This is a genomic window from Polynucleobacter paludilacus (genome assembly GCF_018687595.1).
Classification (GTDB): Bacteria; Pseudomonadota; Gammaproteobacteria; order Burkholderiales; family Burkholderiaceae; genus Polynucleobacter; species Polynucleobacter paludilacus.
This window is the reverse complement of sequence record NZ_CP061298.1, coordinates 793937-817738: the sequence shown is the minus strand read 5'-3', so window position 1 is coordinate 817738 and position 23802 is coordinate 793937. Positions and strand designations below refer to the sequence as shown.

Below are 23802 nucleotides of genomic sequence, written 5' to 3'. Positions count from 1 at the left end.
AACATATGATGATCCTCCATACAATGCTTCGAGTCGGTGATATGCAGCGCTCAGTAGATTTTTACACCAAGGTCTTAGGCATGAATCTGATTCGTACAACCGAACGACCAGAGCAAAAATACGCTTTGTCTTTTGTTGGTTTCGGCAAAGGCAATGCAGAGGGACAGGCGGAGATTGAACTTACCTATAACTATGGGGTCAACTCCTACGAGATGGGAACTGCTTATGGTCATATTGCCATCCAGGTTCCAGATGCCTATGCAGCCTGCACCAAGATTAAAGCAGCCGGCGGCAAGGTCACTCGTGAGGCCGGCCCCGTTCAGGGTGGCGATACCATCATTGCCTTTGTGACAGATCCCGATGGATACAAAATTGAGTTAATTCAAGAATAAGTGAAGTGCAAGCGGAGTTAACCGAGTTACCCTATCGTCTCGAGCTGCTAGATAGTCTCTCTAAAGTGAGTCCCGAGCAGTGGGATGCCCTGCTTCATCCTCATGCCGGCCCTTTTCTAAAGCATGCCTTTCTGAGTAACTTGGAAGAAGCAGAATGTGTTGGAGCGGATACGGGCTGGCAAATTACGCACCTCATTGCCAAAGACCCTCATGGAATGCTTGTAGGGGCCATACCGCTTTATTTAAAACAACATTCTTATGGTGAGTTTGTATTTGATTGGGCTTGGGCTGAGGCTTATCACCAACTCGGTAAACCCTACTACCCCAAACTACTGAGCGCGATCCCCTTTACCCCTGTTCAGGGAGCCAGAGTCTTGGCTAAGGTAGGCGAAGACCACAAAACCATTCAAAAATTATTGATTGCTGGCTTAAAAGGGGTTGCACTGGATAATGATCTATCCTCAATTCATATCCTTTTTCCCAGCGACGATGATGTTCAATTGCTGGAAGCGGAAGGTTTTATGCTGCGGGATTCGGTACAGTTTCATTGGAAAAATCAAGGCTATCAAGACTTTGATCAATACCTAGAGGCTTTGAATAAAAAACGGCGCAAGAATATTCGTCATGAACGAGCCCAAGTGCGTAAAGAGCTAGTCGAGTTTGAACACATTTCTGGCGAACAATCTACTGCAGCAGATTGGGAATTCTTTTATGAGTGCTATGCACAAACCTATTTAGAGCATCATTCGAGTCCCTATTTAAACCTTGAATTCTTGCTAAAGCTATCTAAAGACATGCCAAGTTATTTGCATCTCATCATCGCTAGCCAGGGAGGCAGACGGATTGCAAGCTCTTTATTGGTCGTAGATAAAGCGGGAAGTAAAGTCTATGGACGCTATTGGGGTGCACTCAAATATATTCCCTGCCTACACTTTGAGACTGCCTATTACCAGTCCCTTGAGTTCTGTATCTCTGAAGGAATTCAGACCTTTGAAGGTGGCGCTCAAGGCGAGCACAAGATGGCTAGAGGCTTTTTACCCAAAACCTTAAAATCTGCTCACTGGCTTGCAAACCCTCAATTTTCAAAAGCAGTTAAACACTTTCTACATCGGGAGAGTGCCGGAATGGCAGCTTACGTAGATGAGCTCTCCGAGCACAGTCCTCTGAAATCGAATACAGTACTTCCGTGAGCAACGAAAACTACCTTCAAAATGCGGGCAATAGCGCCAATTCCCTATCAACAGGGGATGCAGAATCTGACTCTCCTTGTATCGGAGTCTGTACCACCCTATACGATGAGATTTGCCAAGGCTGCGGACGCACCTTAGCCGAAGTCAGTAATTGGGTCTTTTTTGGCCCCGATGAAAAAGCACAGGTCTGGAATAGAATTCGCGCAGAGGGAACGGCAATGCGCTTTCAGCGCCAAGCTAAAGAAAATAAGAGCTAGATTAACCTGCTAAAGCTTGGCTGCGCAGATATTCTTCGTATGTGCCTGAGTAGTCGTTCACAGTGCCATCCATCTTGACTTCAAGAATGCGGTTAGCTAAAGCAGATACGAATTCGCGATCATGCGATACGAAAATCAGAGTGCCATCGAATTTCTCAAGTGCGATTTGCAAACTTTCGATAGACTCCATATCCATGTGATTAGTTGGCTCATCCATGGCTAGAACATTATATTTTTGAAGCATGAGTTTGCCCCAAATCATTCGGCCCTTCTCACCACCTGATAAGACTTTGACAGACTTACCAATATCGTCGCCTGAGAAAAGTAAGCGACCCAAAGTTCCACGGATAGACTGGTCATCATCACCAGTGTTACGCCAGTTGTTCATCCAATCCATGAGTAGTTCATCTTTGGCAAACATCTCAGTATTGTCTTGAGGCATCACGCCGACATTGGCATTTTCAGCCCACTTGACGTCACCACTATCTGCAGCAATACCTTCAAATCGTTTGCTGAGAATCGTTTTGAGGAGGGTTGTTTTACCCGCACCATTTTGCCCAATAATGGCAATCTTCTCTCCTGCTCTTACCCCAAGTTTGAAGTTCTTAAAAATAGTACGGTCGTAAGCTTTAGTTAGGGCATTGCACTCCACGGCCATATTGTGCAATTTTTTTTCAGCATCGAAACGAATAAATGGGTTCTGGCGCGAAGATGGCTTGACTTCCACAATCTCGATTTTTTCTAACTGACGTTGACGTGAAGTAGCTTGACGCGCCTTTGATGCATTGGCAGAGAATCGAGCCACGAAAGCCTGTAATTCTGCAATCTTTTCTTTAGCTTTAACGTTAGAGCTCAGTTGCTGTGTGCGGGCTTGTACAGAAGCAAGCATATAAGAATCATAGTTACCAGGATAGACTTTCAGCGTACCGAAGTCCATGTCCGCCATATGCGTACAGACTTCATTTAAGAAGTGGCGATCGTGGGAAATAATGACAATAGTGCTCTTGATATCATTCAGAATATCTTCAAGCCAATGAATCGAATGAATATCCAAGTTATTGGTTGGCTCGTCTAGCAACAGAACGTCCGGGTCTGAGAACAGAGCTTGAGCCAGCAAAACGCGCAGCTTCCAGCCAGGCGCCACATTACTCATTGGACCGGTATGTTGCTCGATCGGAATGCCGATGCCTAATAAGAGCTCCCCTGCCTTGGCTTCTGCAGTGTAGCCACCATATTCTGCGTACTTACCCTCTAACTCAGCAGCACGCATGTAATCTTCATCGCTAGCATCAGGGTTAGCATAAATTGCGTCGCGCTCAGCGGCCGCTTTCCACATTTCTTCATGCCCCATCATGACGACATTCAAAACCCGGACATCTTCATAGGCAAATTGATCCTGACGTAATTTGCCTAAACGAACGCCTGGGTCTAGGCTAATGTTTCCGCTAGTAGGCTCAAGCTCGCCACCCAGGATCTTCATAAAGGTAGATTTACCGCAACCATTGGCACCGATCAAACCATAGCGATTGCCTCCACCAAACTTGACAGAGATGTTTTCAAACAGGGGTTTTGCCCCAAATTGCATGGTGATATTAGATGCAGTAAGCACGAATGTTTCTAACCTTAAGAGATGCGATTTACAAAATATGGATTTTTAACTTTGCTAGCCATAAGGGCAGACAAGACCGCTATTTTAACGGGTCTAGCAATTTTGAATGGAAATTAGACTTTTACCTTAAATGGGGTGAAGTTGGTATTGATATCGTAGTAATCCTCATTTTCTTTCTGCTTGAGGAAATTGACCACCAAATAGGTCAATGGGGTGGCCAATACCTCCCAAGAAGTTTTCAAGAAATATTGCGCAAAAGCCACCTGAATCACTTCACTGGTTGGCCACAGGCCATAAAAAGCCAACATATAGAACAAAGATGAATCAACTAATTCGCCGACGGCTGTAGAGCAAATGGCCCTCATCCACAGGTAACGCCCTTGAGTCTTAATCTTCAGTTTGGCTAGAACATAACTGTTTACAAAACTTCCTGACCAAAAAGCCATCATCGAAGCCAAAGCAACTCGCCAAGAATTACCAAATACAGCCTCCATTCCATGCTGGTAGTTTTCCATGTAAGCACCTGGTCCAGGCGGCAATGCAATGACAATTTGAGCCATGATGGCAGCAAATGCTAGCGCTGCAAAGCCTGCCCAAACTGCCCTGCGATCATAAGCATAGCCATAAACCTCAGTGAGAATATCGCCAAAAAAATAGGAAATGGGGAAAAACAGAATCCCGGCCCCATAAATAAATTCACCAAAATATGGCAAATGAACGACAGCCGCTTTACCCGCTCCAATAAAGTTTGAGCAAAGCAAAACTACTACAAAGGCAGCCAAGATCAAATCATAGTAGCGATGGTGGCGTTTCTTTTCTGTCATGATCTGATGCATATCTTGGTTTATCCCGAGGTAAATTGCTTCAATATGTGACTCGCTGCAGATGCGAATGCAGCATCACTCTTATTGGCAAGCTCTACAAAGCAATCGGCACGGTATTTTGGAAAATTTCTAACGATTGAGGACTGATAAGAGGGATCGTAATGCTTGACTAATAAGTCCGTCACCAATTCTTCGAAACGCCCTGCGTCAATCTGTTCGCACCACTCGGCGATCTGCACTTTGCCATAACGAGATGTTAATAAAGACAACTTTTCTTTGAATTGAATCGGATTTTGAACAAAATGGGGATATTCATGCAACAGCCAAGAGACTCGAGTGGATAAGCTTGATCTGAGCTCAATACAATGACCATGCCGAATTTTCTCCATCAGAGCATCGGGAATATGGACGCCCCCCACCTTCTTGCTCTCAGATTCAATAAAAATGGGGTGGCTTGGATCAAGATTTTGTAGTGCATTCCACAGGCCAGTCTCAAAGCCTTTCTGAGATGGTTGCTCAATCTCAGGTTCATTGCCAAGCACCGAACCACGATGATTTGCCAGGCCTTCCAAGTCTAATACTGGTGCACCTTGCAGTTTGAGCTCTTGCAAGATCCTCGTCTTACCAGAGCCAGTCATGCCGCAGATCACCCGAAAATCAAATTGTTTCGCAGCATGCTCAAGGTCATCAATCACCACCCTACGAAATCCTTGATAACCCCCCTCTAATTGCAACGCTTTCCAGCCAATCCGATTGAGTACATGGGTAAATGCTCCACTGCGCTCACCGCCCCGCCAACAATAAATGAGAGGACGCCATTCACGAGGAAAGTCAAGGAAAGATTGCTCTAGATGCAGAGCGATATTGCGTGAAACAATTGCAGCACCTAGTTTCTTGGCGGCAAATGGAGAAACCTGTTTGTATAGCGTGCCAATCTCGGCACGCTCCTCATTATTCAAGACGGGGCAATTGATTGCCCCTGGAATATGGTCTAAAGCAAATTCAGCGGGTGACCGAACATCAATGATGGCGTCGAATTGATTACGCTCTTTTGTGAATTGAGCAATTTCCAGAATGTGTGAATTCTTGGGCTGCAAGCGCTTTCCTAAGAGAGCTTATCTAAAACATGCTTTGGCCAAGGCATGGACTTATTGGCCTGTAAATCGACCCACACCATTGTTGCCCCACCGGCTGCACATAAAACCTCAGGCTCAGAACTTAGGGCCATCGTATTAAAAACATCCACACTGGATTTGCCAATGTGACCAACATAAGTCTTGACTAATAAGTCACCAGGATAGGTCAGTTGTTGGATGAAATTACAGAAACCATTGACCATCAGCATGCCCTCCACGGTGGTATCCATTGGATACCCTAGTGCCGCAATCCATTCAATCCGGGCTTGCTCCATATAACGAAAGTAAACCGTATTGTTGACATGGCGATAGGCATCCATATCACCCCAGCGAATCGGCATCACTGTTTCATGCACCAGCTTTTTATTTTCAGGTATGTCGATCCGCATTCGAAGCAGCCTTAGCGAACTTGTTGGGCTAGCTGGTACAGATTGGTAGAGCGCGCGCCCGATCGGCAGAATGCCAAAACTGGACTAGGCAGCGTCTTTAGCAAGCGCGCCATCTCTATAACCTGTTCAGGGGTAATTGAACCACTGACTACAGGGAGATAAGCGTAATGCAAACCCAAACTCTTCGCCTTGGCTTCGATGACTTCATTTAAGGGTTGACTTGGGCCGCCTTCAAAATCAGGGCGATTATTGATAACACTTTTATAACCTTGAGCAACTATTTCTTCAAGTTGCGCAGGGTCAATTTGAGGTGCTGTGCCAAAGGCATCATTGTGACAAGCAATTGCGAGACTCATAAAAACCTCAATATATTCAAATCGTTAATAAGAGTCGATTTTAAATCAGTCTTCTTCGGATTTGCTCATAAAGAATCGCTCGCAGATTTCCATCCCAGCCAACATCGCAAGAATGAAGACCAAGGCCTTTAGATGCCCTACACCAAGAGCGACGATGGCTGGCCCGGGGCAGAAACCAGCCAAGCCCCAGCCTGCGCCGAAGATAAGACTGCCAATGACTAATGGTCTAGTAATTTCTTTTTTTGCCGGCAAGTGAAGAGTTCCACCAAAAAAAGACTGCGATCTTTTAGAGACTACATAAAAGCCACAAAGACCGACTAAGACAGCGCCCAGCATCACGAATAATAAGGATGGATCCCAGTCGCCGGCAATATCCAAAAAATTGAGTATTTTCTGAGGATTACTCATTCCTGAAATCATCAGGCCAAAGCCAAAGAGAACGCCAATGAGATATTGACTTAATAAGCTGAAATGTTTTTTCATGACAGCCTCACAAAAGATGACGCAGGACGTACACGATGACGAACCCCGAGAACATGAATGAAATAATCGCAATTAAAGAGCGAGGTGATAGACGGGATAGCCCACAGATACCATGGCCACTAGTACAGCCTGATCCATACTGAGCACCAAAGCCAACTAGCAAGCCTGCGAGGATGACTGCAGGCCAGCCGGCATCAATGATTTGAACCGGATACATATCCCATAAAAAGATTGCCCAAAGCGGTGAGGACAATATGCCAAGGAGAAGCACGATTCTCCAAACCCACATTTGTTTGACAGGGCGCAATAAACCGCCAATGATTCCACTAATACCTAAGATGCGACCATGAAGCAGAACATATGCTGAGGTAGCAATCCCTAATAAAACCCCCCCTAGCAATGAGGGTCCCGGAGTGAAGGCTAGCCAATCAATATGCATTATTCACTTTCAAAGTTAATCGCACGGGTTTGGCGACATCCTATATTGAAGATATCTTAACCCTAAATAGGCGCCAAAGACAAAACCAGGCAAAGCAATGAATGAGCCAAGCGCTAGAGTGGAAACTCCGCTGAGCCCCTGACCGATAGTACAACCCAAGGCAGTTACTCCTCCAAATCCCATCAGCACTCCCCCAATGAGGTGATTGGCGGTATCCTCAGGGTCTCGGAAGGACTCCCAACGGAAGCTTTTATTCGAGACCGCCATGAAAGCAGAGCCAAGGATCATGCCAATTACAGCAACAACACCAATGGTGAGAACCTTGGATATATCGCTATAAAACATCAACCAATCCAGTGTATAGGCGTAAGGCGCGACAAAAGAAAGGCTTTCCATTTTTCCAGAATTAGTGCCCAGGAATACTTCCTCGAGGGTATTCGGATCTTCAGCCAAATACCCTAGATGTCCAGATACCCACCAAACAGCACAGATCGCTAGGCCGACGAATATTCCAGCAAGTACATTTTCGAATGTCCAAAACGATTTACGAATGAGTGCAAATAAAATAAAAGCCCCACCAATTAGCGTTCCAAGAATGAAGTGAAGTTCATCGCGAGCAACGCCAGTGAGATTGCTGAATATACTTGGTAAATCTTGTGGGGTGGCAAGAGATATGAAAACGGTATCAAGTGTATTGAAACGAATCACACCCAAGAACCCTTTCAGTGACATATAAGCGCTCAGTCCTAAGGCTAAAAATACGACCAGGGATTTAAGATTGCCCCCACCAATTCTGACCAAGGTTTTACTGCCACAACCTGAGGCAAGCATCATTCCCAGGCCAAATAGCGTGCTCCCAACCAATGTAGAAGCAAGTAATAATTTGCTGGAGGTATAAATACTCTTGAGTGGGTCGATTACTCCCAAAGTGGCCATCACAGTAAAGCCGATGATCGCAACTCCAATGGCGAGAGACCATTGTCTCAATCGGTCCCAGCTGCCCATCAAAAATACATCCGCAATAGCCCCCATGGTGCAAAACGAGGTCTGCTGCATTACCGCCCCAAGGGCAAAAGTGATAGCGAAGGTAAGCCATAAAATAAGATGGCTCTGCGACATAATGTCTGGTGTATTCATGGAATCAGATATTCGATTGCTAAAGGATCCAAGGCTGGACTAAAGCGCCTATTTTAAGGCTACTTAGCAATAGGCTTAATTTGACCGGGGAGATTCCTCAAATACCGCAATACAATCAGATGATGATGGATTTTGACTCAATCTTTTTATCTCTAAAGCTGGCTTTATGGACGATAGCGATCATGATCCCCCTTGGGGTCTGGTGTGCATATCGCCTTGTAAATGCTGGATCATTCAAAGTTTGGCTTGAGGCCGGGCTGGCCCTCCCCTTGGTTTTGCCTCCAACGGTGTTGGGTTATTACTTTTTAGTTGGCTTCGGAGGCAAAACTATTTTAGGCATTCCGCTGGTTTTTTCATTCACCGGAATTCTGATCGCATCCCTGATTGTGAATATCCCTTTCGCTATCCAGCCGATCCAACGCGCTTTTGAATCGATCGACCCTCATATACGTGAAGCTGCTAAAGTCTGTGGTCTTTCACCTTGGCAAGCTTTTCGTTTAATAGAGCTGCCACTTATCTGGCGCGGTATTTTGAGCGCCTCCGCTCTCACCTTTGCACACACCCTTGGAGAATTCGGCGTGGTCTTAATGGTCGGTGGCGCTATTCCTGGAGAGACTAAAACTGCTTCGATTGCGATCTACGATAGGGTCCAAAGTTTTGACACTGCTGGAGCCGGAAAGTTGTCTCTGCTCCTTTTGGCTATCTCACTGTTTGCGATTGCACTGTCTTACGGTGTATTTAGTCCGCGTCATCAAAAAAATCGATTAGGCAAGCGCTAATGCTGAAGGTTAAGCTGAATCAGGCTCATCCAATGCCGCTACAGATTCAACTGGAATGTCTTCCAGGTGAGCTCCACGCATTAGTAGGCCCATCTGGTAGTGGCAAAACTAGCACATTAAGAGCGATAGCGGGATTGATGCAAGCCGATGAAGGCCACATTCAATGTGGGGATGTGAATTGGTATAGCGCTTCTCATGCGCGAGTAGAAATGAATCTCCCAACAGCAAAGCGTTCTTGTGGATTTCTATTCCAACAATATGCCTTATTTCCCCATCTCAATGCCTTAGAAAATATTGCCATTCCACTACAAAATACATATCTAAATTCTGGGGAGCGGATGGTGATTGCTCAAGAATGGTTGGAAAAATTAGGTATCTCACCATTAGCGCAACGAATGCCCCATGAGTTATCAGGAGGTCAACAACAGCGGGTTGCCTTAGCGAGAGCATTAGCACGACAGCCTCAAGTGTTGCTTCTCGATGAGCCATTCTCGGCGATTGATATTCCCACCCGTCACGAGTTATATAAAACTTTGGCAAGCATTCGAAAAGAGCTGAATATTCCCATCCTGCTTGTCACGCATGATTTGAAAGAGGCTAGCTTATTAGCAGATCGCATCACCGTGATTGATCAAGGCGTTAGCCTGCAAACTGCTAGTCCAAGAGTCCTATTTCAAAAACCACGCAATAGCCGTGTAGCGCAACTAGTCGGCATTAATAATATTTACACCGGCATCTTTAGTGCTGGATCATTAAGCTGGGATGGATGCAATCGAGTATTGCAGGTGTTTGATAAAGGAAAAATTCCGGCAGGTCAAAAGGTTGCATGGGTGATTCCCCAAAGCGGCATTAGCGTCCATGCACAAGCAAAGCCTAACAGCCTAATTGCTATTGTTCATCAGCTCAGCAGCATTGGTCAGATTGCATCAATTCAATTTCAGATTAAAGACAGCGAGGTTGTGGTGAATTGGGAAGCTTCCTCTGCAGAGGTCAAGCGCTTAGCGATACAGCTTGGCAGTGAAGCCCATATTGAGTTTGATACCCAGCAAATCCACATCATGCCATTAAGACCCATTAACGATCCCAGACGGCTTCAGGAATCTGGTAGTGCTAGCGAGCTTTGAAACCACCCTTAAGGTCGTTGATCAAATCATTGACGTTCTCAAGGCCGACGGCAATACGTACAAGTCCATCAACTATTCCAGCTTCTTTTCTTGCTTCAGGAGAAACTCGGCAATGCGTCGTTGTTGCTGGATGGGTGATGGTTGTTCTGGTATCACCCAAATTTGCGGTAATTGAGCAAAGCTTGGTCTGATTAATCAGCCGAAATGCAGAACGCTGACCGCCTTTTAAAACAAAGGAAAGAATAGCGCCGCCCTCTTTTTGCTGACGTTTAGCTAGCGCATGTTGAGGATGGGATTTGAGGCCGGGGTGATAAACGCGCTCAACGCCAAGCTGTTTCTCGATCCACTGCGCAAGAGCCAAAGCATTCTGGCTTTGTTGTTTCATCCGCAACTCAAGGGTCTCTAACCCTTTCAGGAAAACCCATGCGTTAAAGGCAGAAAGTGTCGGGCCCGCGGTTCTGACATAAGGAAAGACTTTGCCGTTAATAAAATCTTTTTTGCCAACAATCGCACCACCGACGACCCTACCTTGTCCATCCAGATACTTCGTAGCTGAATGAATTACGACATCCGCACCAAGAGCTAAAGGCTTTTGTAAGGCTGGTGTGCAAAAACAGTTATCCACCACAAATAAGGCCTTAGCCTTCTTCGCAATCGCCGCTATCGCTTTAATATCAGCAATCTCAGTTAATGGATTGGATGGTGTTTCAAGATAAAAAAGTTTGGTATTGCTTTGAATAGCACTCTGCCACGCTTTGGTATCTACTAAATCAACATACGTTGTAGTGATACCAAAACGACCTAGGATATTGCTAAATAGCTGAATGGTTGCACCGAATACCGAGCGAGAGCAAATCACATGATCGCCAGCTTGTAGATGGGCCATTGCGGTGGTCAATATAGCGGCCATACCAGAGGAGGTTGCAATACAAGCTTCTCCACCCTCAAGTGCAGCTAAACGATCTTGAAACATACTCACGGTCGGATTGGTGAAACGCGAGTAGATAAATCCTTTATCGGCATTTGCAAAACCCGCTTCAGCCAGCTCTGCACTATCAAAGCAAAAACTGGAGGTTAAGAACAGTGCTTCAGAGTGCTCATGAAATTCTTCGGTACGACGTGTACCCGCACGGACAGCAATAGTCTCTAGCGCTAGCTTAGATAGGTCAACTGAGGGTCGTTTTGGTTTACTTTTCATGCTGCTATTTTGACACCAAATACAAGAAATGCCTCGATTTGAGGCATTTCTTGTCGTTTTTAGTCTTCGGTTGCGAGATGTAAGTGCAGTTGTGAGCGGGCAAAGTCACTCGGATCTCCTGCACGATCTGCCTTCGCGGTGCTGGTATTGCGCGCCGCTTCTAGCGCATCCAGATAGGACTCGTTGATATCACCAGTGATGTAATTACCATCAAAGCAAGATGCCTCAAAGTTTTTAATCTCTGGATTGATATCGCGTACTGCCTGTTTCATATCCTCAACGCTCTGGTAAATAAGCTGATCGGCGCCAATCAATTTATTAATCTCTTCATCAGTACGGCCATAAGCAACGAGCTCGCTTCGGGTAGGCATATCAATGCCATAGACATTGGGAAAACGGACTGGCGGTGCTGCCGAAGCAAAGATGACTTTCTTGGCGCCAGACTCGCGCGCCATTTGAACAATCTCATAGGAAGTGGTGCCACGCACAATGGAATCATCCACAATCAAAACAGTTTTGTCTTTAAACTCAATCCGCATGGCATTGAGCTTTTGTCGAACAGACTTTTTACGTACCGCCTGACCTGGCATGATGAAGGTGCGACCGATATAGCGGTTCTTAAAGAAGCCTTCGCGATAGTCTATTCCCAAACGCTTAGCCACTTGCATGGCAGCTGGACGACTGGAATCCGGAATCGGCATGACAACATCAATTTCCTTGACATTCGTTTCTTTACGAATCTTCTCTGCTAGGTAGTCACCCATTCGCATCCGGACGTTATAAACCGTAACGCCATCAATCGTTGAATCAGGACGCGCCATATAGACATACTCAAAAATGCAAGGCGTTAGAACTGCCTCAGCAACACACTGTCTAGAGTAGAAATTACCGTCCAGATCAATATAAATTGCTTCGCCTGGATTGACGTCCCGCACAAAAGTAAATCCAAGACCTTCTAGGGCAACAGATTCAGAAGCAACCATCCACTCTGGGCCTTTGGGGGTATCAATGCGGCCAATACATAAGGGTCGAATCCCAAATGGATCACGAAATGCTAGCAAGCCATAACCAGCAATTAAAGCAACAACAGCATAAGAACCTTTCACACGCTTGGTTACAGCGGTGATGGCATTAAACATGGCGCCTTCGTCTAAAGCAGCACTATTCGTTTCTTTTTGAAGTTCATCAGCCAATACGTTGAGCAGAACCTCAGTATCAGAGCTGGTATTGATATGACGACGATCACGATAGGCCATTTCAACCCGCAAGCTTGGTGCGTTGGTCAGATTGCCGTTATGTGCCAAGATAATGCCGTAAGGCGCGCTTACATAAAAGGGCTGCGCTTCTTCTTCGCTGCTGGCTGAACCCGCTGTTGGATATCGAACCTGACCAATACCAGCGTTGCCAACCAGGCTGCGCATATTGCGAGTTCTGAAAACGTCGCGCACTAAGCCATTCGCTTTATGCATCGTAAAAGAATTGCCATTCATCGTTGCAATGCCTGCAGCGTCTTGACCACGATGCTGCAATAGCAACAAAGCGTCATACAGTAATTGATTTACTGGTGCATGGGAGACTGTTCCGACTATGCCGCACATATGCCTAATTCCCTATGGTTAATGGAATAACTACTTTCGGTACTGCATCACTTAATTGCTTCGCCCAATCTTCTGGTAACCAGCCCTTAATAAAACCGACTCCCGTCTCAATCGCTGGTCTTGTTAAGGCCTGTTGCCAAGCAATGGTTTGGGGAATGGGGGTCAAGAGCGCTAAGGTTGCTAAGACCACAATAATGAGAATGCCGCGCATTAGACCAAAGATCAAGCCCAAGAAACGATCTGTCAAACTCAATCCCACCGATAGAATAATTTTTTGAACGATGCCGCCCAAAAGTCCACAGGCAATGAGGGTAAGGACAAAAAGGATCAAGAAGCTTGAGCCAAGGCTAACTAGCTCTTCCAAATGAAAGCTCGATAGCCACTCTGTAGATAGATAGTTGCTATAACGGTAAGCTACCCAAGCGGCAACAAACCATGATGCGAGCGCGAGGACTTCTTTAAATAAACCGCGAGAGATTCCGATTAAAGCCGATGTAAGCAAAACCACTAGGGTGAAGTAATCCACCGTGGTTAGCTTTAAGGTGGATATGAGGTCCATTAGGATTTACTGGCATCCACAATGCGGCTATTGAGTCCCATTGCCTTGATCTTCTTCTCTGCCGCCTCAGCAGCGTCTTTATCCGGGAATGGGCCTGCTCTTAGCACAAAGAGCTTAGTGCCATCAGATGTGGTTTTATTAATCACATAGCTTGGAATCTTTTGAGCCTTCATCTTGCTTAGCCAGCCATTCAGTCGATCTTCTGACTTAAACGCTTCAGTTTGAATCACAAATTTACCCGCAGGATTGGCACCAGGTTTAGTGGTAGTGGGATCTGCGTTGGTTTTTGGTTTATTGCTAGAAGCGACCACTTCTTCGCCAGCAGCTAAGCCCAATGCTGCAGACTTGGCAGGAACTGGTGGCGGACTAGATTTGGTATCGGGAGCACTTGCTGTGGGTGGTGTTTGGCTTTGAGCTGCGCTTTTATTAGCATCTGGTTTAGATTCGGCTTGATTACTCTGCGCAGGCACTGGCGCAGGTGCCGGAATGGGTGCAACCGGAGCGACTGTAGTTGGAGTTACTTGGGAAGCAACATTGGATTTAATATTTGCTGGTGTCTCAGAATTCATACCCGGAACCGGAAGGCTTGTGACAATATTCACAGCAATATCATTACTAGCTGCCTTGGGCTTGCTATCCAAAATACGTGGCAAGGCGATGAAAGCAAGGATTACTAAAATACTGGCGCCGATTAAGCGATGGCGCGCGCGCTGAGTTTCAGGATCTTCAGTTAATGCGGGCTCTTCATTTTCTTGGGCTCGAACAAAGGAACGGGCTGTGGATTTTTTAGGGGTGCGACGCATTCCAACTGAACCTCTTTCAAGGTGATCAGACTGCGTTTTTCGCTTAAAAAGCTTCGGTAAACGAATCATGGATCAATGCGCCTGGTGGTTTCGATAAGCCATTACGCCTGCAACGGTATAGAAGGATCCGAAGATGATAATTCTATCACCCTCTCCGGCTTCAGAAAGCGCTTTTTGATAGGCTAAAGCAGGGTTTTGGAAGCTTTCGATACCGCCATCTTGACCATTTTTTAACTTGACACCGAGGAGTTCAAGCTCGCCGGCTAAGGCCAGAGCAGTTGCAGCACGGAGGGTCGGTAAATCGGTGCAATACCAAAAATCCACAATCCCCAGGAAGGGCTTAATGACTCCAGCGATATCTTTGTCTGCCATCGCCCCAAATATGGCATAGGTATAGGGGTGATAGCCCATCTTATCCAGACCTTGCGCCAAAGTAGCAGCAGCATGGGGGTTATGAGCCACATCCAGTACAACCGTTGGCTGCCCTGGAAGAACCTGGAAACGCCCCGGCAATTCCACTAAGGCAAATCCATTGCGTATATCCTGCGCACCCACTGGTAAGCGCTGATGTAAGGCCATCAAGGCGGCTATGACTCCGCTGGCATTCAGAATTTGGTTGGCTCCACGCAAGGCTGGATAACCCAAGCCACTGAAGCGTTTGCCTCTGCCGCTCCAGCCCCATTGCTGTTTATCACCCAGAAACTGAAAATCGCGGCCCTGCAACCACAGGTCACACCCTAAATTTTCGGCATAGTCGATTAGGGTTTGGGGTGGAACTGGATCCGCACAAATGGCTGGTATTCCTTGACGAAATATCCCTGCTTTTTCTAATGCAATCGCATCACGGGTGTTGCCCAGAAAATCCGCATGGTCAATATCAATACTGGTCACAATCGCACAGTCGGTATCAACGCAATTGACGGCATCTAAACGCCCTCCCATGCCTACCTCCAAGATGACTGCATCTAAAGGGGTTTCTGAAAACAGCATGAGGATGGCCAGAGTTGTGAACTCAAAGTAGGTTAATGAAGGGGCATCAGTCAGGCTAGCTCTCGCCTGCTCTACTTTTGCAAAATACTCCAACAAAAGTTCATCAGAGACTTCAGCGCCATTAACACGTGCACGCTCATTAAAGCGCAATAAATGGGGAGAGGTGTGCATACCAACGCGGTATCCAGCGGCCAATAAAATCGCTTCAAGATAGGCGCAGGTCGAGCCCTTACCATTTGTGCCGGCAACTGTAATGACGGGGCAGTTGAACTGGAGATTTAAAGCAGCTTTAACCAGGTTAATGCGATCAAGCCCCATGTCAATACCGACAGGATGGGCCGTTTCAAGATAAGCAAGCCAAGCCGAGAGGCTGGTAAACAAGTTTGGATTTTGAACGTTCGACAAATGCGGCGATATTAGCGGGTGTGAGAAAGGCTAGTGAGAATGCGTACTGTCAGGCTCAGGCAATTGCTGGAGAAGTGCTAATAGACGAGCCACTTCAGAGCGAAGCTGGCGACGATCCACAATCATATCGATGCCGCCCTTTTGCAAGAGAAATTCAGAACGCTGAAAACCTTCGGGGAGTTTTTCGCGTACTGTTTGCTCAATGACACGCGGACCAGCAAAACCAATCAAGGCCTTAGGTTCTGCGATCACAACATCACCCATGAAAGCAAAGCTGGCTGAAATACCACCCATGGTGGGATCAGTCAGAATGCTAATGTAAGGCAGACCCTTTTTAGAGAGCAATGTCAGCATCGAGTTGGTTTTAGCCATTTGAAATAGCGAAAGCAGGCTTTCTTGCATACGTGCCCCGCCAGTTGCGGTAATCACAATAAAGGCACATTTTTTGTCGATTGCTTCTTGAGCGCCTCGAGTGAATCGCTCACCTACCACCGAGCCCATTGAACCACCCATGAATTGAAATTCAAAGCAAGCAACGACCGCTGGAATATTCTCAATTTTTCCACCCAGCACAATTAATGCTTCAGATTCACCTGAAGCATCAGCCGCTTCTTTAAGTCGATCAGGATATTTCTTGGAATCTTTAAACTTAAGCGCATCTACTGGGAAGATATCGGCACCGATTTCATAACGCCCCTTCGGGTCTAAAAGACTATCCAAGCGTTGGCGAGCAGAAATCCGCATATGGTGATTGCACTTTGGACATACCGAAAGATTGGCTTCGATATCAGTACTGTAGAGCACAGTTTCACATGCTGGGCATTTAACCCAGAGGCCTTCAGGAACAGACTTGCGATTAGCAGGATCTGTTTGCTGAATTTGGGGTGGCAGTAACTTATCGATCCAACTCATATTGATCTCAACTGTCTAAGGCTGTCCGAATCTCTTGAATAAATTTCTCTAGAGATTGTACTGCCTCGCCTTCAGGGGCCTCTTCTAATAGGCGAATGATACGACTACCAATCACAACGGCATCTGCAGTCTGTGAAACTGCTTTGGCACTTGCGGCGTCATGGATACCAAAACCTACAGCAATCGGAATGTCACTTACTTCGCGAATTTGTGGAATGATGCTGGCTACATCTTGAGTATTCAGATTCGATGCACCAGTGACGCCACGCAACGATACATAGTAAATATAGCCCGATGCAATTTTGGCTGCCTCCTGAATGCGAGACCGTGAAGAAGTTGGTGCCAATAAGAAAATAGGATCAACACCAGCGGCTTTCATGAGCACGGCAAACTCAGTGCATTCTTCGGGCGGATAGTCCACTACCAAAACACCATCCACTCCCGCATCTTTGGCTTCTAGAGCAAAGCGCTCTGCTCCCATTTGCTCAACAGGATTCGCATAGCCCATCAGAACAACAGGCGTTTTTTGATCCTTCTCACGAAAGGTCCTCACCATCTCAACACAGTGATGCAGACTGACTTTATGAGATAAGGCTCTTTCAGAAGATCGCTGGATCACCGGTCCATCCGCCATGGGGTCTGAAAACGGTACGCCCAACTCAATCACGTTTGCACCCCCGCGGACTAATGCATGCATCAGTTCTACAGTTTGATTTGGATGAGGATCGCCAGCAGTAATAAAAGGAATTAATCCCTTTTTACCCGTAGCTCGGAGTTCATTAAAAAGAGTGGTAATTTTAGACATGAATCTTTAGCCTTCAGAGCCTGTTGCTTGAGCCACGGTATGCATATCTTTATCGCCACGACCTGATAGATTGACCAGAATGGTCTTATCTTTTCCAAGGGTCCCTGCCAATTTACAGGCGTAGGCAATCGCATGGGCTGATTCCAATGCGGGAATAATGCCTTCAATACGACAGCAATCGTGGAAGGCTTGCAAAGCCTCCTTGTCATCAATCGCAACATACTCAGCGCGACCTGAATCTTTAAGCCAAGCATGCTCTGGGCCTACTCCAGGGTAATCCATGCCCGCTGAAACAGAATGGGTCTCTGCAATTTGTCCGTTCTCATCTTGTAAAAGATAAGTGCGGTTACCGTGCAACACCCCAGGCTTACCGACACAAAGAGCCGCGGAGTGAAGGCCGCTATTGAGTCCGTGACCGGCAGCCTCAACTCCAATGAGTTTCACTTCTGGAAAATCAATATAGGGGTAAAAGATACCCATTGCATTAGAACCGCCACCAACACAAGCTAAAACATAGTCAGGTTGACGACCAGTCAAATCGGGCATTTGCACTTTGCACTCTTCACCAATCACACTCTGAAAATCTCTGACCATCATCGGATAAGGGTGTGGTCCTGCAACGGTGCCAATAATGTAAAAGGTATCTTCCACATTCGTTACCCAGTCACGCATCGCTTCATTCAAAGCATCTTTTAGGGTTTTGGTACCAGACTCTACGGGTACAACCTTAGCGCCGAGTAGTTTCATGCGATACACATTCTGCGCTTGTCGTGCAACATCTACTGAACCTTGATAGACGGTGCAATCCAAGCCAAAGCGCGCACAGATGGTAGCCGTGGCAACGCCATGCTGCCCCGCTCCGGTCTCGGCAATAATGCGGGGCTTACCCATCCGCTTGGCCAGCATCGCTTGGCCAATGACGTTATTAATCTTGTGGGCACCGGTATGGTTGAGATCTTCTCGCTTGAAATAGATCTGGGCACCACCATGAATTTCACTCATGCGCTTAGCATGATAAATCGGTGATGGGCGACCAACAAAATGTTTCAGCTCACTATGAAACTCAGCAAGAAATTGGGGATCGTTTTGATATTTTGCGTAAGCGGCCTTGAGTTCATCCAAAGCAAACATCAATGTTTCGGATACAAACACACCACCATAAGGACCAAAGTGTCCTCTTGCATCAGGTTTGTCGTACATGGCTACCTCTTAAATCAAATTACAGCAATTAGGGGGATGACAGCTTCACATCTGCTGCACGAACCGCTTCAATAAACTGCTTGATCAGTGCAGGATCTTTTACACCTTTGCTGATTTCGACACCGCTGGAGATGTCAACCGCGCAAGGATGCAGACGCGCAATCGCCTCGCCGACGTTGTGCGCATTTAACCCACCACTCAAAACGACCCGAGGCCCGTTTACGCTTAGCCATGCTTGAGGAATTCCATTCCAATCAAAAGGGATGCCCCCTCCTCCATAACCCTCAACTAAAGCATCGAGGAGAAAAGCATTTGCAGCCTCATATTGTAGAGAAAATTCGTCAAAAGCGAACTTAGGCCCTATTCTGGCTGCTTTGATCCAAGGCTCACCCTCAGCAAACAGGGAGCAATCCGATGGAGACTCATCTCCATGAAATTGCCAGAGGCTAATTGGGGCTGTTGACCGAATCTCATCTACCTGGGCCTGACTAGGGTTTACAAGCAAAGCGACCGCATCTACTCCGGCTGGTAAGCGCTTGATAAGCTGGGCTACTGTTTTTGGGGTTACTGCTCTGGAGCTGGGGGGATAGAAGACAAAACCGACCGCATCTGCCCCTGCTTGGACTGCCGCATCTACATCTGACTCGGTACGTAAACCGCAGATTTTGACCCTAGTATGGCCTGGCGTGAAATGAAGTAGTCCCATAAGCCTAATAATAAGCCCTAGGCAAGCCTAATAGTCGAGGAGCTGGCTCGGTAGTAAAGAATTCTGTAGCCAGGAATCGGGGATCTGGAATACCTCTGGATAGGCAATTTTGGCAAGATATAGACCATCAGGAGCGAATGTTGGTGCAGCCACTTTTCGATCCCTTGCCTCCAAGATTTCCTGCATCCAAGAAGCATCTTGCTTACCAACGCCAATCATCAAGAATGACCCAACCAAATTGCGCACCATATGATGCAAAAAAGCGTTGCCGCGAATCCGGAAATACAACCAAGGTTGCTCAGAAATAATGTCGATCGAGTACAGGGTTTTGATGGGGGTTTTACTTTGACATTCCGCGGAGCGAAAAGAGCTGAAATCATGCTCGCCAATTAAACACTCGGCTGCTTTTTTCATCGCGGGAATGTCGAACCAAGTATCGGGCGGCAACATATAAAAGCCAGCCCGGTGAGCAACTAGCGGAGCGCGGCATGGACTAGCATGCAGTGCATAAATATAGGTTCTTTCATAAGCAGAAAATCTCGCGCTGAAATCTTCTGAAACTAGCTTAGCCCAATTGATCACAATATCAGAGGGTAAAAAGGAATTGATGCCTCTGACCCAAGACCAATCAGAACGCTCTACCGACGTATCAAAATGAACCACTTGACCCAAGGCATGAACGCCCGTATCAGTTCGGCCTGCTGTAATTGTCTTCACGGGATTATTGGCAACGCCCTCGCTCCCAATGAAAGATTCAATGGCTTTTTCTAATTCAGCTTGAACGGAGCGAATGGGGGGTGCTTGGGTTTGCCAACCACAAAACTGACTACCCTCATACTGCACGCCTAATGCAATTCTCACGATTGCGATCTAAGTGTTTCGTTGAGTAAGCTCAGCTAACAAGCCCTGAGCCTCAATGGTTAGTAAAGGATCTACTGTATTACTGATGAGCACGATTTCTTCTAAGGATTTTTTGGCTGCAGAATAGTCCTCAATCGTCATGTAAGCCTTAGCTAAATTGAGCTTTACACGGAGCGTATCTTCGAGAAGATTATCGTCGGCCTGAACTTTAGAGGTGGGCTCAAGATCGAGACTGATACCAGCGAAGAGAGACTTTGCACGCTCAGGTACGGGCATCACTGGAGAAGCCTGATGAACCATATGAGAGGAGCTTGCAGTTATCTCAGATCGGCGAGCATGGCGAGCGAATAGCCAAAGTAGTATGCCAGTCAAGGCAATAAGGCCTAAGCCAATTAATGCAGGACCAAATGCACCTAAGCCATAGTTTTGGTCTTGGGATTTTTTGCCCTTTGCCTGATCCACTAGCTTTTGTAGTTTAGCAATATTCTTTTCAAGCTCCACGACCTTAGCGCGGGTCTGCTCTAATGCTTTTTCTTTAGCAACTAGTTCTTCTGTATAAGCTTTTTCTTGAACATCGGTAGGACTAGCACCAATTTTCAAGCGGTCTTGAATTTCTTTGCCCTTGACGGTTTGCTTGGAATCAATCTTTTGATTTCCTTTTTCACCACCAGCCGCATCAGAATGATTGGCTAGCCATTCCGCATTTGCCTCGGCCACAAAACGGCTTGCTTCAACTGGACTAATCGATCTAAGAAGAGCTTGACTGGGTTTATTCAGCTCAGCACCAGCTGCAAGCAAATTGATTGAGCCACTCGCAAATGCATCAGGGTTCGCTTTATAAAGCGCCATCATGGCTTGATCCAAGCTAGCGCCCTCTAAAAAAGGAGCCATTTGAGCTGCAATCTCTGATAAGTTTTGCCCTGGTTTAACGATCACTTTTTGTGTATCACCCAAGAGCAATGTAAAGGTCTTACTTAGACTGCCACTAGCCCAATTGAGCTGAATCAGCACGTCGACGAAGGGGTCATCACTTACAGGGATGGGGTCGACAGTCTCAACTAACACCACTAATCTTTCGTCGCGCGTGCGATATACCATCGACTGCATATTGAAATTGAGTATCTTGCCAGATACATCGAGACGAGCATAGTCAGCAGCGCTGGGGACCTGCGCCTTGAGACTCTCTAATACATCCTGCTCCTGAGCAGAAACTCGAATAGGTATCTCAACTCGAAGCGGTTGCCCAGCTTGAGACTGAACTTGGGGGGAACCCAAAGTGATCGCTCCAGCCACACCAGACCAGCTCAACAAGAACCCGCAAATAATGCGAATTAGCAGCAGTCTTCTAGAGCGCACTTCCATCCTTAGTGATCTAAGAGGATACGCAACATGCGACGCAGAGGCTCAGCAGCACCCCACAACAGCTGGTCACCAACAGTAAAGGCGCCAAGATATTCAGGGCCCATGGCTAATTTATGGAGTCTTCCAATCGGTACGGTTAAGGTTCCACTCACTGCCGCAGGCGATAGATCGCGCTCAGTCATTTCTCGATCATTGGGGACTACTTTGACCCACTGATTGTCGTTAGCCAAAATACTCTCGATTTCTTTGAGCGGAATATCTTTTTTGAGTTTGACGGTCAATCCTTGAGAGTGGCAACGCATCGCACCCACTCGCACACAGAGTCCATCAATGGGTATGCTGCCAGGTGTCCGAAAGGCTGGTTTACCTAAAATCTTATTGAACTCGGCACCGCCCTTCCACTCTTCTTTAGTCTGTCCATTTTCGACAGGAACATCAATCCATGGAATCAAACTACCTGCTAGAGCGGTGTTACGAAAGTTCTGCTTAGGAAAATCAGTAGAACGTAAAGTAGCGGTAACCTTGCGATCAATATCCAAGATCCAGGAGTTAGGATCAGCCAACTCTGCAGCAACGCTGTCACGCAAAGCACCCATTTGAAGTAACAGCTCACGCATATTCTGAGCGCCGGCTCCCGACGCAGCTTGGTAAGTCATGGCGCTGATCCACTCGACCAAATCCGCTTTGACCAAGCCGCCCATTGCCATCATCATTAAACTCACCGTGCAGTTACTACCAATCCAATTTTTACCACCGGCAGCTAAAGCACGATCAATCACAGGACGATTGACAGGATCCAAAATCAACACGGCATCCTCTTTCATCCGCAAGGCGCTGGCAGCATCGATCCAGTGACCCTGCCAACCTGCTGCGCGCAACTTTGGAAAGATGGCATTGGTGTAGTCGCCACCCTGGCAAGTCAAAATAATGTCGCAACGAGCTAGCGAAGCAATGTCATTTGCATCTTGCAAAGTGGTTTCAGACTTGGTGACTTTTTGACCATTGAAGGCAGGCACTTCACCGCCAACTTGACTGGTACTAAAAAATACCGGCTCGATCAAATCAAAGTCTTTCTCGACCAGCATTCTCTCCATGAGAACGCTGCCAACCATACCGCGCCAGCCAACGAGTCCAACAACTGGTGTATTTTGATTTCCCATATGAGCCACTAATCTGTATTAAATAATGAATGAATTAAGCGAGTGCCGCTAGAACAGCGTCACCCATCTGAACCGTAGATACTTTCGTTGTTCCAGCGGTATAGATATCTGCTGTACGAAGACCTTGCGAAAGGACTTTCTGTACTGCTGCTTCAATCGTATCCGCCTGCTCAGGCATTCCCAATGAGTAGCGCAGCATCATTGCAGCCGAAAGAATGGTCGCCAATGGATTAGCGATACCTTTGCCAGCAATATCGGGCGCAGAACCATGACTGGGTTCATATAAGCCCTTGTTGTTCTTATCCAAAGAGGCTGATGGCAACATGCCAATAGAGCCTGTCAACATGGCAGCCTCATCAGAAAGAATGTCTCCAAAGAGGTTTCCAGTCACGACGACATCAAATGCCTTGGGTGCTTTGACCAACTGCATTGCTGCATTATCAACATACATATGGGATAGCTCTACATCTGGATATTCTGAAGACACCCGAATCATGACATCGCGCCAAAGTTGCGATGTTTCTAATACATTGGCTTTATCTACGCTGCAAACTTTCTTGCTACGCTTACGAGCCGCTTCAAAAGCCACTCGACCAATGCGCTCCACTTCTGGCTCGCTGTAATGCATCGTGTCAAAACCTTCACGCGCACCTTTAAACAATGGCAACTCTGAGCTGCGAATGCCGCGCGGTTGCCCAAAATAAATATCGCCGTTCAGTTCTCGAACGATCAAGATATCTAAGCCGCCAACGATTTCAGGTTTCAAACTCGATGCGGCAGTCAGTTCTGCATAGCAAATGGCTGGACGAAAGTTGGCAAATAACTCAAGGTGTTTGCGCAAACCCAGAATGGCTTGCTCTGGACGAAACTCGCGCGCTAAGGTGTCATATTTCCAGTCACCAACCGCTCCAAACAAAATGGCATCAGCCTGTTTGGCTAACTCTAAGGTAGCAGGAGGTAATGGATGACCATGCAGATCATAAGCAGCTCCACCAACTGGAGCCTCTTCCAAGATGAATTGGGGCACTAGCGCCTTGAGAACCTTAACAGCTTCAGCAACGATTTCCGGGCCGATACCATCGCCTGGTAGGACTGCAATTTTCATGAAACGCCTTTAACTCAATGACA

At 46.8% G+C, this 23802-nt stretch carries 26 protein-coding genes; 5 read left to right on the top strand and 21 right to left on the bottom strand.

Annotated elements, in window-relative coordinates:
* Positions 1–5 precede the first annotated feature (5 nt).
* The 3 genes from gloA to AOC06_RS04370 are packed head-to-tail and all read left to right on the top strand — an operon-like array spanning position 6 to position 1839.
* Positions 6–392, top strand: a complete 387-nt coding sequence (gene gloA / locus AOC06_RS04380) for a lactoylglutathione lyase (protein ID WP_215381551.1) — start codon at positions 6–8, stop codon at positions 390–392.
* A 5-nt stretch (positions 393–397) separates the two neighbouring features.
* Positions 398–1582, top strand: coding sequence for a GNAT family N-acetyltransferase (locus AOC06_RS04375; RefSeq protein ID WP_255880055.1), 1185 nt, complete (start codon positions 398–400; stop codon positions 1580–1582).
* Positions 1579–1839, top strand: a complete 261-nt coding sequence (locus AOC06_RS04370; RefSeq protein ID WP_215381548.1) for a DUF1289 domain-containing protein — start codon at positions 1579–1581, stop codon at positions 1837–1839. Before AOC06_RS04375 ends, AOC06_RS04370 begins: the two co-directional genes overlap by 4 nt.
* A gap of 1 nt (position 1840) precedes the next feature.
* On the opposite strand, the gene AOC06_RS04365 is transcribed toward AOC06_RS04370, so the two are convergent.
* The 8 genes from AOC06_RS04365 to AOC06_RS04330 all read right to left on the bottom strand — a co-directional run bounded on the left by AOC06_RS04365 (position 1841) and on the right by AOC06_RS04330 (position 8212).
* Positions 1841–3448, bottom strand: coding sequence for an ABC-F family ATPase (locus tag AOC06_RS04365; protein WP_215381539.1), 1608 nt, complete (start codon positions 3446–3448; stop codon positions 1841–1843).
* Positions 3449–3561: 113 nt separating this feature from the next.
* Entirely contained in the window at positions 3562–4272 is a 711-nt protein-coding gene (locus AOC06_RS04360) for a queuosine precursor transporter (RefSeq protein ID WP_215381538.1), read from the bottom strand.
* Positions 4273–4292: 20 nt separating this feature from the next.
* Complete coding sequence (gene mnmH / locus AOC06_RS04355; protein WP_215381536.1) at positions 4293–5369, bottom strand: tRNA 2-selenouridine(34) synthase MnmH; 1077 nt, start codon at positions 5367–5369, stop codon at positions 4293–4295.
* 8 nt (positions 5370–5377) lie between these two features.
* Positions 5378–5797, bottom strand: a complete 420-nt coding sequence (locus AOC06_RS04350) for an acyl-CoA thioesterase (RefSeq protein ID WP_215381534.1) — start codon at positions 5795–5797, stop codon at positions 5378–5380.
* A gap of 11 nt (positions 5798–5808) precedes the next feature.
* Positions 5809–6153, bottom strand: coding sequence for a protein tyrosine phosphatase family protein (locus tag AOC06_RS04345; RefSeq protein ID WP_215381532.1), 345 nt, complete (start codon positions 6151–6153; stop codon positions 5809–5811).
* Between the two features lie 45 nt (positions 6154–6198).
* Positions 6199–6636, bottom strand: a complete 438-nt coding sequence (locus AOC06_RS04340; RefSeq protein ID WP_215381528.1) for a YeeE/YedE family protein — start codon at positions 6634–6636, stop codon at positions 6199–6201.
* Positions 6637–6643: 7 nt separating this feature from the next.
* Positions 6644–7075, bottom strand: a complete 432-nt coding sequence (locus AOC06_RS04335) for a YeeE/YedE family protein (RefSeq protein ID WP_215381525.1) — start codon at positions 7073–7075, stop codon at positions 6644–6646.
* 15 nt (positions 7076–7090) lie between these two features.
* The gene (locus AOC06_RS04330; protein WP_215381523.1) at positions 7091–8212 is read right to left on the bottom strand and encodes a YeeE/YedE family protein; all 1122 of its coding nucleotides are present in this window, start codon (positions 8210–8212) and stop codon (positions 7091–7093) included.
* Positions 8213–8334: 122 nt separating this feature from the next.
* Here AOC06_RS04330 and modB point away from each other — a divergent pair, with 122 nt between their 5' ends.
* Both modB and AOC06_RS04320 read left to right on the top strand, forming a co-directional pair.
* Positions 8335–8991: a molybdate ABC transporter permease subunit gene (gene modB / locus AOC06_RS04325; protein WP_369411333.1), complete on the top strand. Its 657-nt coding sequence runs from the start codon at positions 8335–8337 to the stop codon at positions 8989–8991.
* Positions 8991–10115 carry an ABC transporter ATP-binding protein gene (locus AOC06_RS04320; RefSeq protein WP_215381520.1) on the top strand — a complete coding sequence of 375 codons (1125 nt, stop codon included), beginning with the start codon at positions 8991–8993 and terminating at the stop codon, positions 10113–10115. Before modB ends, AOC06_RS04320 begins: the two co-directional genes overlap by 1 nt.
* On the opposite strand, the gene AOC06_RS04315 is transcribed toward AOC06_RS04320, so the two are convergent.
* Genes AOC06_RS04315 through leuB form a run of 13 tightly spaced genes read right to left on the bottom strand, consistent with a single transcriptional unit; the run spans position 10102 to position 23779 of the window.
* Positions 10102–11313 carry an O-succinylhomoserine sulfhydrylase gene (locus AOC06_RS04315; RefSeq protein ID WP_215381517.1) on the bottom strand — a complete coding sequence of 404 codons (1212 nt, stop codon included), beginning with the start codon at positions 11311–11313 and terminating at the stop codon, positions 10102–10104. The genes AOC06_RS04320 and AOC06_RS04315 overlap by 14 nt on opposite strands.
* Before the next feature lie 59 nt (positions 11314–11372).
* Positions 11373–12911 (bottom strand): amidophosphoribosyltransferase, encoded by a 1539-nt coding sequence (purF, locus tag AOC06_RS04310; RefSeq protein ID WP_215381514.1) that lies wholly within the window; start codon positions 12909–12911, stop codon positions 11373–11375.
* 4 nt (positions 12912–12915) lie between these two features.
* Positions 12916–13470 (bottom strand): CvpA family protein, encoded by a 555-nt coding sequence (locus AOC06_RS04305; RefSeq protein ID WP_215381512.1) that lies wholly within the window; start codon positions 13468–13470, stop codon positions 12916–12918.
* Positions 13470–14342 carry an SPOR domain-containing protein gene (locus AOC06_RS04300; RefSeq protein WP_215381510.1) on the bottom strand — a complete coding sequence of 291 codons (873 nt, stop codon included), beginning with the start codon at positions 14340–14342 and terminating at the stop codon, positions 13470–13472. Before AOC06_RS04300 ends, AOC06_RS04305 begins: the two co-directional genes overlap by 1 nt.
* A 3-nt stretch (positions 14343–14345) precedes the next feature.
* On the bottom strand, positions 14346–15668 hold the full coding sequence (folC, locus tag AOC06_RS04295; protein WP_215381508.1) for a bifunctional tetrahydrofolate synthase/dihydrofolate synthase: 1323 nt from the start codon (positions 15666–15668) through the stop codon (positions 14346–14348).
* Positions 15669–15698: 30 nt separating this feature from the next.
* On the bottom strand, positions 15699–16580 hold the full coding sequence (accD, locus tag AOC06_RS04290) for an acetyl-CoA carboxylase, carboxyltransferase subunit beta (RefSeq protein WP_215381506.1): 882 nt from the start codon (positions 16578–16580) through the stop codon (positions 15699–15701).
* A 7-nt stretch (positions 16581–16587) separates the two neighbouring features.
* A complete protein-coding gene (gene trpA, locus AOC06_RS04285) occupies positions 16588–17385 on the bottom strand; it encodes a tryptophan synthase subunit alpha (RefSeq protein WP_215381504.1) in 798 nt (265 codons plus the stop codon).
* A 6-nt stretch (positions 17386–17391) separates the two neighbouring features.
* Complete coding sequence (gene trpB, locus AOC06_RS04280; protein ID WP_215381502.1) at positions 17392–18585, bottom strand: tryptophan synthase subunit beta; 1194 nt, start codon at positions 18583–18585, stop codon at positions 17392–17394.
* A gap of 28 nt (positions 18586–18613) precedes the next feature.
* On the bottom strand, positions 18614–19291 hold the full coding sequence (locus AOC06_RS04275) for a phosphoribosylanthranilate isomerase (protein WP_215381498.1): 678 nt from the start codon (positions 19289–19291) through the stop codon (positions 18614–18616).
* A 27-nt stretch (positions 19292–19318) separates the two neighbouring features.
* Positions 19319–20155 (bottom strand): tRNA pseudouridine(38-40) synthase TruA, encoded by an 837-nt coding sequence (gene truA, locus AOC06_RS04270; RefSeq protein ID WP_215381804.1) that lies wholly within the window; start codon positions 20153–20155, stop codon positions 19319–19321.
* Positions 20156–20161: 6 nt separating this feature from the next.
* A complete protein-coding gene (locus AOC06_RS04265) occupies positions 20162–21514 on the bottom strand; it encodes a FimV/HubP family polar landmark protein (protein ID WP_215381495.1) in 1353 nt (450 codons plus the stop codon).
* Between the two features lie 2 nt (positions 21515–21516).
* Positions 21517–22674 carry an aspartate-semialdehyde dehydrogenase gene (asd, locus tag AOC06_RS04260; RefSeq protein WP_215381493.1) on the bottom strand — a complete coding sequence of 386 codons (1158 nt, stop codon included), beginning with the start codon at positions 22672–22674 and terminating at the stop codon, positions 21517–21519.
* Between the two features lie 34 nt (positions 22675–22708).
* Positions 22709–23779, bottom strand: a complete 1071-nt coding sequence (leuB, locus tag AOC06_RS04255) for a 3-isopropylmalate dehydrogenase (protein WP_215381490.1) — start codon at positions 23777–23779, stop codon at positions 22709–22711.
* Positions 23780–23802: the final 23 nt, after the last annotated feature.